General features: G+C 50.2%; 7 protein-coding genes. 2 read left to right on the top strand and 5 right to left on the bottom strand.

Going from position 1 to position 15,957, the window contains the following annotated elements; all coding sequences use genetic code 11:
• Positions 1 to 132: 132 nt before the first annotated feature.
• Positions 133 to 2,226, bottom strand: a complete 2,094-nt coding sequence (locus WJM45_RS14365; protein ID WP_341325769.1) for an EAL domain-containing protein — start codon at positions 2,224 to 2,226, stop codon at positions 133 to 135.
• Between the two features lie 76 nt (positions 2,227 to 2,302).
• Positions 2,303 to 3,172: an HDOD domain-containing protein gene (locus tag WJM45_RS14370; RefSeq protein ID WP_341325770.1), complete on the bottom strand. Its 870-nt coding sequence runs from the start codon at positions 3,170 to 3,172 to the stop codon at positions 2,303 to 2,305.
• Between the two features lie 363 nt (positions 3,173 to 3,535).
• On the opposite strand from WJM45_RS14370, the gene gcvT reads away from it, so the two are divergent.
• Positions 3,536 to 4,660, top strand: a complete 1,125-nt coding sequence (gene gcvT / locus WJM45_RS14375; protein ID WP_341325771.1) for a glycine cleavage system aminomethyltransferase GcvT — start codon at positions 3,536 to 3,538, stop codon at positions 4,658 to 4,660.
• A 2-nt stretch (positions 4,661 to 4,662) separates the two neighbouring features.
• Positions 4,663 to 7,554: an aminomethyl-transferring glycine dehydrogenase gene (gcvP, locus tag WJM45_RS14380; protein WP_341325772.1), complete on the top strand. Its 2,892-nt coding sequence runs from the start codon at positions 4,663 to 4,665 to the stop codon at positions 7,552 to 7,554.
• A 414-nt stretch (positions 7,555 to 7,968) separates the two neighbouring features.
• Here the strand turns inward: gcvP and WJM45_RS14385 are convergent, their stop codons facing one another.
• The 3 genes from WJM45_RS14385 to WJM45_RS14395 are packed head-to-tail and all read right to left on the bottom strand — an operon-like array spanning position 7,969 to position 15,932.
• Positions 7,969 to 10,047: an EAL domain-containing protein gene (locus WJM45_RS14385; protein ID WP_341325773.1), complete on the bottom strand. Its 2,079-nt coding sequence runs from the start codon at positions 10,045 to 10,047 to the stop codon at positions 7,969 to 7,971.
• Complete coding sequence (locus WJM45_RS14390; protein ID WP_341325774.1) at positions 10,048 to 14,637, bottom strand: PAS domain S-box protein; 4,590 nt, start codon at positions 14,635 to 14,637, stop codon at positions 10,048 to 10,050.
• A complete protein-coding gene (locus WJM45_RS14395) occupies positions 14,634 to 15,932 on the bottom strand; it encodes an urea ABC transporter substrate-binding protein (RefSeq protein WP_341325775.1) in 1,299 nt (432 codons plus the stop codon). Before WJM45_RS14395 ends, WJM45_RS14390 begins: the two co-directional genes overlap by 4 nt.
• Between the last annotated feature and the right edge of the window lie 25 nt (positions 15,933 to 15,957).

The following is a 15,957-nucleotide window of genomic DNA, read 5'->3' on the forward strand; positions in this document are numbered from 1 at the left end:
TTCGGTAATGGTTGAAAATACCCACTTCTACCGGAAACACTTATAAATCCAAAGTGACTTGAGCCTTCAAGTTTAGAGATGGGTGTAGTATTAATTTCAACTATCAACGCGAACATGGTCATTTGAAAGGCTCTATGCGGCTAGCAGTAATTGCTTGAATTCGTCTGCCGTGCCCGGCGGACTAAAATAGTACCCTTGATAATTCGGACAACCCAACGACTTGAGCAATTCGAGTTGATCCTTAGTTTCAACCCCTTCGGCAACAACTTCCAACCCCATGTGCCGCGCCATCGCAATGATCGTATCGACGATTGAGGCATCATCCTTTTCGGTACACATATCCTGAATGAAAGTACGGTCGATTTTCAGCACATTCACCGGCAAACGTTTGATATAGCGCAAGGACGAATATCCGGTACCGAAATCGTCGATCGAGAAACGAATACCTAAATCATGTAGATCCCGCATAATTTCAACGGCCTTGTCCAAATCGTAAATCACGATATTTTCGGTGATTTCCATTTCCAAGCAATGCGCCGGTACTCCGGTTTTTTTTACGACTCGTTCGATACCGGCGGTAAAATCAGTATCTCTGAATTGGCGCGGACTAATATTGATGCAAAGATGATAATCGTCTTTCCAAATACCTTCAGCGACCCATTGCGCCAATTGGTAACAGGCGGTTTCGAATACCCATTGACCTACAATCGAAATCAACGCGCTACTTTCCAATACCGAAATAAATTCATCGGGGGCAATAATACCCAGTTCGGGATGATTCCAACGAATCAGCACTTCGGCACCGCTGACCTGTCCGTTGTCGATATTGACTTGCGCTTGATAATAAAGCCGAAACTGGCGCTCCTCGATCGCTTTGCGCAATGCCACTTCCAGCTTTAATTGCCGACTTACCGCCTCACTCATGCCCTGCTTGTAAAAAGCGATGCCGTTGCGGCCTTGCGCTTTAGCATGATACATCGCGGTATCGGCATGTTGAATCAATTCGTGCGAACCGCCTTCGAGTAACGGAAATAATGCTATACCGATGCTCGCGGTCACTTGAATCCGGTGACTTTCGGCATGAATAATCTTGGCGATGTCCTGACGGGATTTTTCGGCGATTTCCCCCGCTTTTTCAGCCGCCTTTGCTTTGTCGATAGGCAAACCGCTCAAAATGATAATGAACTCATCGCCACCCAATCTAGCCACGACATCATCGCGGCGGACATTGGCTTTTAATGCCAATGCAATCTGCATCAATACCGAATCGCCGGCAAGATGACCCAGGGTATCGTTGATTTTTTTAAAATGATCCAAGTCAATAAACAAAACCGCGCCTGTTTCATTATGCCGCAACGCCCTTGCAATTTCTCGCTCGAGTTCATTATGCAATTGCGTTCGATTGATTAAGCCGGTCAATGAATCGTGATAGGCCAAAAACTCGATTTTTTCCTGAACTCTTTTATATTCGCTGATATCGCGAATGATCGTGGAAAAAAAGGCAACGCCGCCAAATTCTGCAAAATGCGAGATCAGAACCTGAGATACCGGAATCGTATCCTTACTTCGCGTCAACAACTCGGTTTCACCGCACCATTGCCCCTTGCGAATTGCATTCGGAATCGCTTCGGAACGAATGATTTTCGCGCATTCAATCGGGTAAAAGTCGGTCAAACGAAAATCGGACAAATTTTGAACTTGACTAAAACCTAATAGCTTTCTACCGGCGCAATTCATATATTGAGCGAAACCGTCTGCATCGAAAATAGCCACCATATCGGGCGTCACCTCCAATATTGACATCAGACGCTGCTGCATATCGGTCGCTTGTTTTTTCTCAAGGAAGTGCAACCAATCGCGCATGACCCGGCTAATCACATGGGTTATATCCGCTAACGCACTTTCGGTTTTGACCAAGTAATCCCAAGCACCGGCATTCATCGAATGTATCGCCGGCGTGGCATCGTCCGGCCCGGTCAAAATTACGACAGGACAATCCAAATGGTCGACGTGGCCGGAGAGCAAATCGGTTGCCAAACCATCGGGTAGAAAAAAATCGATCAACATAAGATCGGGACGTTTTTCATTAAGGCATTCGCGCGCTTTTTGCAAATTTTCAGCAATCGTCAAACGGTAACCGGCTTCATTTTCCAATGTATTCTTGATAAGCTCGACATAAACATGATTATCCTCGACCAATAAGATATTGAGTTCCTGTTTATCCATAACCTGTTACCTATTTTTGGAATACTTATCAATTAGCATTGACAATGCTAATTTTCCGGTGATTGACATTATACGATCAGCTGCCTGAGCACATCATTGTTTGAACTTCCTTGCTTTGTTCTTGCACCGCCTCGACAGTTTCGAGCAACTTATTCATGCTCAAGCCGATCAATTCGAGAGCCTGCGGATCGAAACCTAGACCTTCGATTCCAGCTTTACTCGAATCAACCGACAAAGGTCCACGGCGGTTCGATAAAACATTGGCGATATGCACCATGCCGGCTTCAATCGCAAATGCTTCCGCTTGATTAGGCTGATGATGAAAAGCGACGCTTCGGCACAGAATTTCGGGTAACCTCCAAGCTCTAGCCAAGGCGCCGCCGACTTGGGCATGATTAAACGACAATAAACGCTGTTCCGCCTCTTCGATACGGCAACCGGTCATTTTCGACTCATCTAACACCGCGCGAGCCAAATCAGGCAATTGGTAATACAAAACGATTTTTCCGACATCATGCAATAAACCGGAGGTGAAGAGCGCTTCACAGTCAGCATGATGACTTTGTTTGGCAATGGCTCGAGCCATTAAACCGCATTCGACACTATGCCGCCAAAACTCCTGAAAGTCGATCAATGGATTGGCTAAACGCTTGAGTACCGTCGTGGCGGAGGTCGCCAGTATCAGATTGCTCAAATCGTCCTCGCCGATAATCGATATCGCTTGATCGACTCTGTCGATCTTTCGAGGCAACGCATAATAGGACGAATTAACGATGCGTAATATTCTCATCGTCAAAGCAGGATCCTGAGAAACCAAACTCTCGATGTCGTGTCGACTATGATCGGGATCGGCCATTATCAGGTTGATCTTTCGGCATATTTCAGGCAACGTGACTAAATTGATCACGCCACTGACTAATTTTTCGGGTGTATATTTTTCAACCACTCAATTTATCCCGCTATCTCATTTCAGTAAAAGCTTCTAATAAAAATAGACCTTTATAGCACTTACTTGCAAAAATTTCCGACAGTTTACTTGTAGCCCCAGCAATTCCCAGTTTGAGGAATTTCGCCATATTCAAGGTATGCGGGGCATGCCTGTCGAGGAACGCCGTAACGCCAGAAACTAACGCTCATGAAGCCTCCGCCATCGCCCCAACAAATGAAATTTCGGCGTGGGAGGGTGCGATCACTCGCCCGACAGGACGCCGAATTTTGATCTACGATGATGATATCTAAATTTAGTCGCGCAAACGGCACCATTCCCGGAAAACCGAATTTTGTTATACACGCAAGGCGGCGTTAAACTATGGCTTCCTACTCTACCGTCTCTTTACCGACAGTGACCACAATGCACAAAACCGCGCTATACGGGCTACACATCGAATTAGGCGCCAAAATGGTTCCGTTCGCTGATTACCAAATGCCTTTGCAGTATAGCAAAGGGATCATTCACGAACATCTGCATTGCCGGAATCAGGCTTCGCTATTCGATATCTCGCACATGGGTCAATGTTTGCTTAAGGGGCCTAGCGCCGCCATCGGCCTGGAAAAACTGACGCCGGCCATTATCTCCCGCCTCGGTCCCGGTCGGCAGCAATATACAGTGCTGACGAATTCGGACGGCGGAATTATCGACGACATCGTCGTAACTCGGCTCGGCCAGGAATTGACGATCGTCGTCAATGCCGCCTGTAAGGAAAAAGATTTTAAACATTTGCGCAAACAACTGATAAACGACTGTCAATTACAGGAACTGACCGAACATGCCCTATTAGCTCTGCAAGGGCCTTCGGCCTCCCACGTCTTACAAGAGATTGCACCGGAAGTCTGCCGCTTACAATTCATGCATGCCTATCGTACCGAAATAGACGGCATACCTTGCATGATCAGTCGTAGCGGCTATACCGGCGAAGACGGCTTCGAAATTTCGTTGCCGAACCGGTTCGCCGAAAAACTGGCTCGAATTCTGTTGAATTTCCCTGAAGTCGAGCCGGCCGGCTTAGGCGCCAGGGACACATTGAGGCTAGAAGCCGGACTCAGTCTTTATGGTCATGAGCTCGATGAAAAAACCACACCAATCGAAGCCGGACTGTCCTGGCTGATCAAAAATACCCACCAGAGCTATCCGGGAGCCGGCACGCTGCTCAACCAAATGCAAAACGGCTCCGAAATACAACGCGCCGGCTTGCTCGTCGAAGCCAAAATGCCGGTTCGGGAAAACGCGCAGGTCTTCGACAACGAAGATAAATTAATCGGCCGCGTGACTAGCGGCAGTTTTTCACCTAGCTTGAGCAGACCGATCGCGCTAGCCTTGATTGACAGTGAAGCGGCCGTCATCGGTGCAACGCTGTTTACACGGGTTCGTAATAATCTGATCAAACTCACCGTCTGCGATCTACCTTTCGTCCCCCACCGTTATCACCGGAGTTAGCCATGTCCTCATCCGCCCCCGCTTTGAGTCAATTGGAAATGCGCGGCAGCTTCATCAACCGCCATATCGGCTCGAATCCCGATGAACTCAAAAAAATGCTCGAAGCCCTTGGTCTGGATGCACTTGAAGACTTGATCAGTGCCGCAGTACCGGCGGATATTGTCGACCTCGAACCGTTAAGCCTAACCGAAACCATAAGCGAAAGAGCGGTCATCGAACATCTGCGCAAGATCAAGGAACGTAATAAAGTCTTAACCTCATTAATCGGCATGGGTTATTACGACACTTCGATGCCGGCCGCAATCAAACGCAACGTCCTCGAAAATCCGGGCTGGTATACCGCTTACACGCCTTACCAAGCCGAAGTTAGCCAAGGGCGCCTCGAGGCTTTACTGAATTTTCAGCAAATGGTGATCGATTTGACCGGCATGGAGTTGGCCAACGCCTCATTACTCGACGAGGCGACCGCCGCGGCCGAAGCGATGAGCATGTCCAAGCGTCTGTCCGGTAGCTCATCGAGCACTTTTTTCGCGGACCGAGACTGTCATCCGCAAACGCTCGCAGTCCTCAAAACCCGCGCCGAATCGATGGGCTTTGACTTAGTCGTCGGCGATGTCTTCAACGACCTGGATAAACAATCCTGCTTTGGCGTACTCGTGCAATACCCTGGGTCAACCGGAAAAATCCGAGATCTAACGCCTATCGTCGACACGGCTCATCAACAATCGGCCTTGGTCACAGTTGCTTGCGACCTGCTCAGTCTGGTGCTGCTCAAACCGCCCGGTCACTTCGGAGCCGACATTGCGGTCGGCAATTCGCAACGCTTCGGCGTACCGATGGGCTACGGCGGACCGCATGCCGCGTTCTTTGCCACGCGCGACGAATACAAACGTTCGGTTCCCGGGCGAGTCATCGGCGTTTCGAAAGATCGGCACGGCCAATTCGCACTACGTATGGCACTACAAACCCGCGAACAACACATTCGCCGCGACAAGGCAACTAGCAACATTTGCACTGCCCAAGTATTGCCTGCCGTGCTGGCCGGATTCTATGCCGTTTATCACGGCCCCACCGGCCTGCGCATGATTGCCGGTCGCGTGCACCGCTACACCCGAATTCTCGCCGAAGGATTGATACAGCTCGGCTTCACCATCGAAACAAGCTGTTATTTCGACACGCTGTTGATCAAGACGCCGAATCGTGCAAAACGCATCATCACCAACGCCCAGGAAGCCGGTATCAATCTCAGATTCATCGACAGCAACAGGATCGGCCTGTCGCTCGATGAAACGACCTCGCGCCAAACTATTCGCAGCTTGTGGCGGGTTTTTGCGGCGCAACCGGTCGACTTGCCGCAAATCAATGCCTTGGACGCACATCTTGACGACTGCATACCGAACGCATTACTCCGCAGCGATGCGATCCTTCAGCATCCGGTATTCAGCAACTATCACAGCGAAACCGAAATGATGCGTTACATGCGCCGTCTAGCCCGGCGCGATATCGCGCTGGATCGCTCGATGATCCCGCTCGGCTCATGCACGATGAAACTGAATGCCGCTACTGAAATGCAAACGATTTCTTATCACGAAATCAACGGCCTGCATCCGTTCGCCCCGTTATCGCAAACCCACGGATACCAGCAATTGTTCGACGAACTGGAAGCGATGCTCTGCGACCTGACCGGCTTCGACGCGATCTCGCTTCAGCCGAACGCCGGCTCGCAAGGCGAATTCACGGGGCTTTTAGTCATTCGTAAATACCATCGAGTCAACGGTCAAGATCAGCGCAACATTTGTTTGATTCCGGCCTCCGCACACGGCACGAATCCTGCCAGCGCGGTGATGGCCGGGCTCAACGTGGTCGTGCTCGCCTGCGACGACGACGGAAACGTCAGCGTCGACGATTTACGCAAAAAAACCGAACAGTATCGCGATACGCTGGCCGCGTTGATGATCACCTACCCGTCGACGCACGGCGTGTTTGAGGAAGCCTTTCGTGAAATCTGCGCGATTGTGCATGACGCCGGAGGCCAGGTTTATCTGGACGGCGCCAATTTCAATGCCCTTGCTGGCATTTGCCGACCCGGCAAAATCGGCGCCGATGTCGCACATTTGAACCTGCACAAGACCTTCGCGATTCCGCACGGCGGCGGCGGACCGGGCGTCGGACCGATCGGCGTCGGCGCGCATCTCGCGCCTTATCTGCCGGATCATCCTGTCGTCAAAGGCGTCAACCCTTATAAAAACGAACACGGCACGATCGGTTCGGTATCCGCCGCGCCTTGGGGTTCGGCGAGTATCTTGTCGATCTCGTGGGCCTATATCGCGATGATGGGCGCGGCCGGTTTAAAAAAAGCGACGCTGACCGCCATTCTGAATGCAAACTACATCGCCCATCGCCTTGCACCGCATTATCCGATTCTATACACCGGCAAGAACGGTTTTGTCGCGCATGAATGTATCATCGATTGCCGGGCCTTCAAAAAAACCTGCAACGTCACCGTCGAGGATATTGCCAAACGCTTGATCGACTACGGCTTCCACGCGCCGACCGTAGCCTTCCCGGTCGGCGACACAATGATGATCGAGCCGACCGAAAGCGAATCGAAACGCGAAATCGACCGCTTTTGCGACGCGCTGATTGCAATCCGGCAAGAAATCGCCGATATCGAAAGCGGCTCGGCCGATCCTGAAAACAATCTGCTGCATAACGCGCCGCATACGCATCGCTTGCTATTGGATAATTGGCAACTGCCTTATTCCAAACAACAAGCCTATTTCCCCGACAATCATCAGCACGACGACAAATATTGGCCGCCGGTCGGACGCATCGACAATGTTTACGGCGATAGGCATTTAGTATGCACCTGCCCCCCCCGTTTCGGATTATGAGTAGCTTCCTAAGTTATAGAGGCAGTGAACGTATTGGCAAATGCCTCATAAAAAATATTTCACCATGAAGAACATGAAGGCCTAGCCATTGCCCCGGCAAATGAAAGTTCTCGGTAGCGGAGGGCTCAGGGCAAGAGCTACCTGAGACCAACACACCCCACACATTATCAGTCAACCCCGACTTGCTCGTTCAATCTTTCTTGATTGTCGGGAAGCTAGAGCTTCCTGAACAGGTTACCCAAGCTGGAGCTTGGGTAACAGCATCTACTGGAGCTTGGGTAACTGCAAAATATTTCACCCTAACTCTTCATGTCACTTCATGCTCTTCATGGTTATTTCATAATTTTGAATACTTTCACAGTCTCTAGAGCTTAGGAAGGAGCGAATTAGATAGGAGTCGCTCGATCGTTGCGTCTAAACCGCCCGAAGACTATTCAAAAACATCGGAACAGCTTCCGCCGGCATCGGTTTGGCGAACAAAAAGCCCTGCATGATATCGGCATCTCTATGCAGCAGATAGTCTCGCTGCGCCTCGGTTTCAACGCCTTCGGCAACCACCTCGATACCGAGCGCATGAGCCAGCGCAATCGTTGCCGAACAAATAGCCGCATCGTTCGGATCGGTTTCGATATCCTTGACAAAGGTACGATCCAATTTCAAGCGTTGAATCGGCAATAGTTTTAAATAAGACAACGATGAATAGCCGGTACCGAAATCATCGATAGCGAGCTCCACGCCGATGTTTCGTAAAGCCTTGAAAATCTCGATTGCAACTTCAGGGTTTAGCATCGCCGCCGACTCGGTGATTTCCAATTCCAAATCGCCGCCTGCTAATTCGTTTGCCCGTAGAACGCTAGCAACCCGTTGGACCAAATGCGCTTGCCGTAATTGCTGTACCGATAGATTCACCGCAATTCTCACATCCTTGAAACCTTGACCGCGCCAATCCCGTAATTGCGAACAAGCGGTATTGAGCACCCACTCGCCCAACCGGTCTATCAAACCGATTTCCTCGGCGACAGGGATAAATTGATCGGGAGGAACATTGCCCAAAACGGGATGCTCCCAACGAAGCAGTACTTCCAAGCCGATCACATGGTCGCTTTCGGATTTAACCTGCGGCTGATAGTGTAAATACAACTGCCCTTTTTCCAAGGCTTCATGGAGGCTATGTTCCAACAACAATCTGTCATTGGTGAGATGCTTCATCTCGGCCCGGAAAAACTGGTAATTGTTTCGCCCGACCGCTTTGGCATGATACATCGCGGTATCGGCATTTTTCATCAACAACTCGATGGTCTCGCCATCATGTGGATATAAACTAATACCAATACTGGGCGTGGTTCGTAAATTAACCCCATTAACTAAATAAGGTTTCGACAACGCGGTCAATATTTTATCCGCAACATGGGCTGAGGCATGCGCGGCATTTTTATCGGTCAGTACAATCACGAACTCATCACCGCCCAAACGTACGACCAAATCGCTATCGCGCACGCTATCCTTAAGCCGATGCGCCACTTCGATCAACAGGCCGTCGCCTACCTGATGCCCCAACGAATCATTAATCACCTTAAACCGATCCAAATCGATAAACATTACCGCCGCCTCTTCTTCTTTTCGGCGAACCAGCAGCATCGTCTGCTTCAGACTAATTTGCAGATACAAACGATTCGGTAAATCGGTCAACGGGTCATGATGCGCGATATGGCGAATCTTTTCCTCGGTGGCTTTTTGCGCACTGATATCGGCGAAGCTGGCGATATAATAATCGACCGAACCCGACACGCTGCGCACGACCGATATCGTCAATAGTTTCGGATAGACGCAGCCGTCCTTATGCCTATCCCAAATCTCGCCTTGCCAGAATCCCGACTCATTGATCGAATGCCACATCGCGCGATATTCGTCGGGAGTCGTTTTACCTGAAGCTAGAATACTGGGGCTTTTTCCGCGAACCTCACTCGCCGTGTACCCGGTTAACCGCGAGAATGCCGGATTGATTTTAAGAATGTGATTGTTCCGGTCGGTTATCATGATCGCTTCGCCACTGTGCTCAAACACATGCGCCGCCAAGCGTAATTGAGCCTCCGCGTATTTGCGTTGCAAAATATTGCGCACTCGAGCCATCAACACCGGAACCACGACCGGCTTGGTTAAATAATCGTCGGCCCCAAGATCCAGACCGGCGACTTGGCTTTGTTCGGAGCTATCCGCACTGACAAATATCACCGGAATATCTTTTGTTTCCGGTCGCGCGCGCAATTCACGCATCACCTCAATACCATTCATGCCGGGCATCATCACATCCAGCAGAATCAACTCAGGTTTGTCGTGGCGCTCGGCCAAATCCAATGCGGCAGGACCGTTGACGGCAATTTTGATACGGTAATCGGCTTTCAAAGCAGCCGCTAAAACATGGATATTGGCGGGCACATCGTCGGCCAACAATATGAGCGGTTTCTTCCCGGTTTCGTCCACCGTCTGAATCATTTAACTATCCTGCTTCAACAAGGTCAAAAGTCGTTCAATCGTGGTCATTGCGCCGCTGTAATCGAATCTGTCGAGTTGATCTCGCAAGCGTTTCAGCAGTTCGCCGGCCTGGCCGGAGCGATAAAGCACCGATAATGCATCTAAAGATGCTTCGGGAACCAACTCCCGCTCCTCGACATAGGGTAACAAATCATTTAATACTTGCGCGATGGCTTTTACATCGGAATCCGATTTTTGGACACCGCTCGTTTCAAGCGGCGTTAACGAATTGGCAATCGCGTCAACGGCCTGCTGTAGTTGTAGAATAAAAGACCGGTATAAGTCGGAATTGGATCCGGAATATATGTCCTTTTCCAATGCGGCGGCTGCGAGACTCAACGAATCCGCGCCCAAATGCCCCGCCAATCCTTTAATAGAGTGCAGCATGGCTGCCGCTTCGTCGTATCGCTGTTCCCGCATTAGCCGGTCGAATTGTGCCGGCGAATTGCTGTATTCATCGAAAAAACCGACCAACAACCGACGTAATAACACGGCATTACCATCGACCCTCCTTAATGCCCGATCCATATCGAAGCCGGGCAAATCAGGCAACTTTACGGCATTCGCCACAACTTCGGATTCCAAATTGACTTTGCGCGCGTCCTCTTTGACGCTCAAACCCTTGAACCATTTAACCAAGACCCGCTCAAGGTCGCTAGGGTCGACCGGCTTCGCGACAAAGTCGTCCGCGCCGACGAGCCGGCATCGAGCGCGTTCCTCGGGCATTACCGCCGCACTCATCACGACAACCGGCAAGACACGGTAATCCGGTATCGCCTTGATTCGGCGAGTGGCTTCGAAACCGTCCATTTCCGGCATCTGCAAATCCATCAGCACCATGTCGAAAATTTCTTGTTCAAGCTTGTCTAACGCGACTCGACCGTTTTCGGCAACCGTGACCGATGCGCCTCTATTTTGCAAAATTTCAACGACGACTTCTTGGTTGAGCACATTATCCTCAACCACCAAAATTTTTTTACCTTCGAGACGAATCGCGCCAAGCACTTTATCTTCAGGCTTAGGAATCACGGAATGCCCTGCCAGCGTTTCGTATAACACCGATGGCGTTACCGGTTTGGTCAAGATCTTATCGAAATGGACCCTATCGGCTTGAGCTAAAAGCTGCTCTTTATCATAAGCCGTAATCATGATCACTGTCAGCGGATGTTTCAACAAGCCCTGACGACAATCCTTTTCAAGCCGACCCGCTACTTCGGCCCCGCTCATGCCGGGCATACGCCAGTCGAGCAGCACCGTAGAAAACGGACAATTCTTTTGTTCCGCCCCATAAATACGGCGCAAAGCATCTTCTCCCGAATCAGATGTTTCGCAGAACACCCCCCACTCGGTTAATAAACACTCGAGTATCAAACGAGAAGTCGATTGATCGTCAACGACAAGTACCCGCTGAGCTCGGATCCGGCTTAAATCGAGATTTTGCGGCGCTTCCGCTTCGATACCGACGCGAACCGTAAACGTAAAAACAGCCCCCTCGCCTTCGACGCCGGCGGCACCGATCGTGCCACCCATTAAAGCGACTATCTTGCTGCAAATCGCCAAACCCAAACCGGTTCCGCCGAATTGCCTAGTAATCGAGCTATCGGCTTGCGTAAACGGCTGAAATAATAACTCGGCTTTTTCCTGAGACAAACCGATGCCGGTATCGCGAACCGAGAATTGCAACAGTAACGAATCGTCGCTCTGCTCAATCGCTTCGACCTTGATATGAACTTCGCCCTCGTTGGTAAACTTAATTGCATTACCGACCAGGTTATTAAGCACCTGAGTCAAGCGTAACGGATCGCCAATCAACGTACGATTTACAGCCGAATCGATTTCAAAAAACAGCTCCAAGCCTTTTTCCTCTATACGCGCGGCGAACAAATCGGCGACCGATGTCAGTACCGACTCCACTCGAAACGGCACCCGGTCTATTTCAAGACGCCCGGCCTCGATTTTCGAATAATCGAGCACATCGTTAAGAATGCTCAGCAGGGCTTTCGACGAAGCATGCACTTTTTGCAGAAAATCCTTCTGCCGGACATTGAGTTCGGTTTCCAAAACCAATTGCGTCAAGCCCAATATGGCATTCATCGGCGTGCGAATTTCATGACTCATATTGGCGAGAAACGCCGACTTGGCTCGATTGGCCGCTTCCGCGCTTTGCTTGGCTTCGATTAAGGCCGCTTCGGTTTCCTTTCGAGCACCGATATCGCGCAAAAAGACGACCAATCGGCCTTCGCCAACCGGTAAATAATTGACGCTAACTTCGATATCCAATAATCGACCATCTTTATGCCGATGCCGGGTTTCGAATCGATCCGCCCCGTTTTTAAAAATATTATCGAGATGCTGTTGAGTTTCTTCGGGGCTTTCAATCGCTTCGATATTCCGTATTGTCATTTGCCGCAGCTCATCCCGTTCATAGCCGATTAAACGGCAATAAGCGTCATTGACATCGATAAAACGACCTTGACTGTCGCACAACGCAAAACCGTCCTGTGTCGTTTCGAGAATGGTGCGATACTCGGCCTCGGACTCCTTACGCGCAGTGATATCGATAATCATGCCGATAAAATTGATCGGTTGCCCTTGTAAGTCTCGCAATACTGTTACCGTCAAATCCCCCCAAACCACTCGTCCGGATTTTGCGACGTATCGCTTTTCGAGCCGATAATCGTCTCTTCGACCCTCTACGATTTCTGCAACCAAACCCACTTCCATCGACAAGTCATCGGCATAAGTCAGTTTTGCGAAATTGACATCCGACAGCTCGGTCGTCGAATATTCTAAAAAACGAGCCAAACTATCGTTCGCCTGCAACAAATTACCCTCGGCATCGGCAAAAGCCATGCCGATACTGGCTTTTTCGAAAATTGTTCGAAAACGCATTTCGCTATCCAACAACGCTTGCTCAACCTTTTTTAATTTACCGATATCGACCGCTATCCCGAGATAACCGCTAATCATTCGATCGACATTACGCATCGTACTAACCGACAACAATACCGGAATCACCGAGCCATCCTTACGCCGATAGAGCCATTCATGCTCATTGGGTTTATTATTACGCGATTTAACAATAATCGTATCGAAACCGGGTCTTACCGGTATCCCCAACTGTTCGGAAAACTCTTGCGTCCGCTTTTCTAGCTCATCGGAATCATGAAATATGTCGGGGCTTTGCTTGCCGATCACTTCGTCCGCCAGATAGCCCAGCATGTCTTCGGCAGCACGGTTGAATACGGTAATGATCCCTTCCGGTGTAGTCGCAATAATCGCATGCGCGGCATTATCCAGTATCGCGGCATGCAGCGTTAACAAATCCTGCAAACGCCGGTTCGCGTTTTCCAAATCTGCAGTTCGCTGCTCGACGCGGAGTTCCAACAGCAATTGATCTTCCGCCAACCGGTCGGCCATACGGTTGAAACTGCCCGCCAACTCCTTCAGTTCCTGCCAGCCTTCGACCGGCACTCTTCGATCGATATCGCCGCCGGCAATAGACCCGGCGACTTCAGTCACCTTTCGTATCGGCAAAATCAACGCCCTGCCGAACCACAGCGCGGTGAGACTCGACAAAACAAACAATAACGCCAATGCTCCCCAAGTCAGTTGTCGTAGTCTCTGAGCCGCAGCAAGAGCTTCGTCGACATCCATTTTGACGACCATCCCCCAGCCCAAGGATGGCAAATAGCGCCATACCGATACGATATCGACGCCCACATAATCCTGAGTCACGCCCATACCGAGTTCACCCGACAAGGCTGATCGCATCGGACTAGCGGTTTCCGTCAATGGTACATGATAGCGAAAAGCGGCCTCGCTAATTCGACTCAAGGGGGCGACATACAATGTGTGATCGCCCTCACGCTGCGCCAGCACGGTCTCGCCGGTCCCACCCAAGCCGGTGTTGTCGGCAGTGACTTGTGTCAATCGATTGAGATCCAATTGAAAAGCCAGGGTTCCAATCGGCCTGCCGTCGCGCAGCAACGGCGTGACGATAAAAACAGCGGGGTTATTTCCGGAAGGTTCGTAGAGCGCCACCGGCGTCACTTGTGTATCGAGCAATGCCAAAGCGCTACGCTGGGCTTCGGCCAGCGCCGTATCGCGTAAAAACCCGGAATTTAAATTAGTGCCGAGGTCGCCTTCATGCAATATCGAAAAAATGACATTACCGAGTTTATCGATCAACAACAGGTCGTAATATCCGCTACTGTCTTTAAATCTGACAAAATCGCTTCGATACTTGCGTATTTCATTTCGATATTGCACAGAATCGATCGACCCGTCGAATAAAGCCGAAAGCGTGTCCAAGGCTTGATTCGTCAACGACATATTGGCTAAAAATTGAGCATCGTCCAAGCGTTCGCTTAGGTAAGCCTCGATTTGATCCTGTTTTTTATCGGCAATCGAAGACAAATGCGTCATGACCGTTCTAGTTAATTCTTGCTCGAACGTTCCGACGAACAAATAAGCCAAGCCCGCCAACGGCAACGGCGACACCATCAAAAAAACGAATAAAGAGCGAGGAATGATTTTACCTAGAATCATTGGCTGTCCTTGTGTTGCAAGGATTGATCCTCGAATGCGTCATCGACTTGCAAACCTTGACTCGCGCCGGCTTTAACATTTGATGACACGCTTTCCAACACCTCGAACCACTGCTCCCGAGTTCGATAATACGGCCAAGACTTGGGCCGTAGCGGCTTTTCGGTGGCAAAAACCTGCTCAAATTGCCCTCCGGGCATCACTTGCCCGATACGCACCATTTTCCAAGTATGCCGGGTCGATAAATCAACCGATGTAATTGCCGAAGGGCCGTTCACCGTTTGCCTTAAGATAGTTCGATTGACACGCGCCGCTTCGGCCGACCCTGCATCACGTACCGCTTGGGCCCAAAGTTTTACACTCACATAGGCCGCCTCCATCGCATCGCCAATCAAGCGGTCCTTGCCGAAACGCGCTCCGAATGCGTTAACGAATCGTTTGTTTTGAGGACGATCTACCGATTGAAAATAACTGCTTACCGTAAAATGCCGTTTGAACTTATCACCTCTCCAGGCTTGCATCTCACCCTCGCTAACACTAAACGACATCAAGGGTATATCGGCCAAACCCGCAGTCAGTAATCCGGCAAAAAATGCCTTATTCGTATCGCCGTTCAAAGTATTGAGTACGACATCGGGCCTTTGCTGCCGGATGTCCCGAACGACCGCGGCAACATCTTGTTGGCCTAAAGGCACATAACGTTCGGCTAATACTTGTCCGTCGATAGCGGTTATCAAATCACGAATAATAATATTTGCCGTATGGGGAAAAATATAATCCGAACCGACTAGATAGACGCGGCTACCGAAATGCTCGAGCGCCCAATGTGTCCCGGGAACGATTTGTTGATTCGGCGCGGAGCCGGTATAGACGATATTTGGCGACTGCTCGAGCCCTTCATATTGGACCGGATAAAACAGTAGATGATCGAAGCGCTCAACGACCGGTTTGACCGCTTTACGACAAGCAGATGTCCAACAAGCAAACAATGCATCGACTTTCTCTTGTGTAATCAGTCGCTCGGCCTCATGAAAAAACACTTGCCAATCGGATTGTCCGTCGACGACTTTCATTTCGACGAGACGTCCCAGCAACCCGCCTTCGTTATTGATTTCGTCAACCGCCAAGCTAATCGCATCGATCAATGGCGCCTCGCTGACCGACATCGTGCCGGTCAGCGAATAAATCACGCCAATTCGAATCGGCTCGGGCCCGGGTGGCGTTGCCCGAATCGTCAATAATGCGATTAACAACACGGCAACGCTAATCCGTAGCAAAATAGTTAGTATTTTATGCATCGAGTGCCGCTCCCAACATCGGATA

This window comes from Methylotuvimicrobium sp. KM2 (genome assembly GCF_038051925.1).
GTDB lineage: Bacteria > Pseudomonadota > Gammaproteobacteria > Methylococcales > Methylomonadaceae > Methylotuvimicrobium.

Bases quoted from the DNA above. Each gene is read 5' to 3' on its own strand.
- WJM45_RS14365 (WP_341325769.1), bottom strand. From the start codon at position 2,226: ATGGATAAACAGGAACTCAATATCTTATTGGTCGAGGATAATCATGTT.
- gcvT (WP_341325771.1), top strand. From the start codon at position 3,536: ATGGCTTCCTACTCTACCGTCTCTTTACCGACAGTGACCACAATGCAC.
- gcvP (WP_341325772.1), top strand. From the start codon at position 4,663: ATGTCCTCATCCGCCCCCGCTTTGAGTCAATTGGAAATGCGCGGCAGC.
- WJM45_RS14385 (WP_341325773.1), bottom strand. From the start codon at position 10,047: ATGATTCAGACGGTGGACGAAACCGGGAAGAAACCGCTCATATTGTTG.
- WJM45_RS14390 (WP_341325774.1), bottom strand. From the start codon at position 14,637: ATGATTCTAGGTAAAATCATTCCTCGCTCTTTATTCGTTTTTTTGATG.
- WJM45_RS14395 (WP_341325775.1), bottom strand. From the start codon at position 15,932: ATGCATAAAATACTAACTATTTTGCTACGGATTAGCGTTGCCGTGTTG.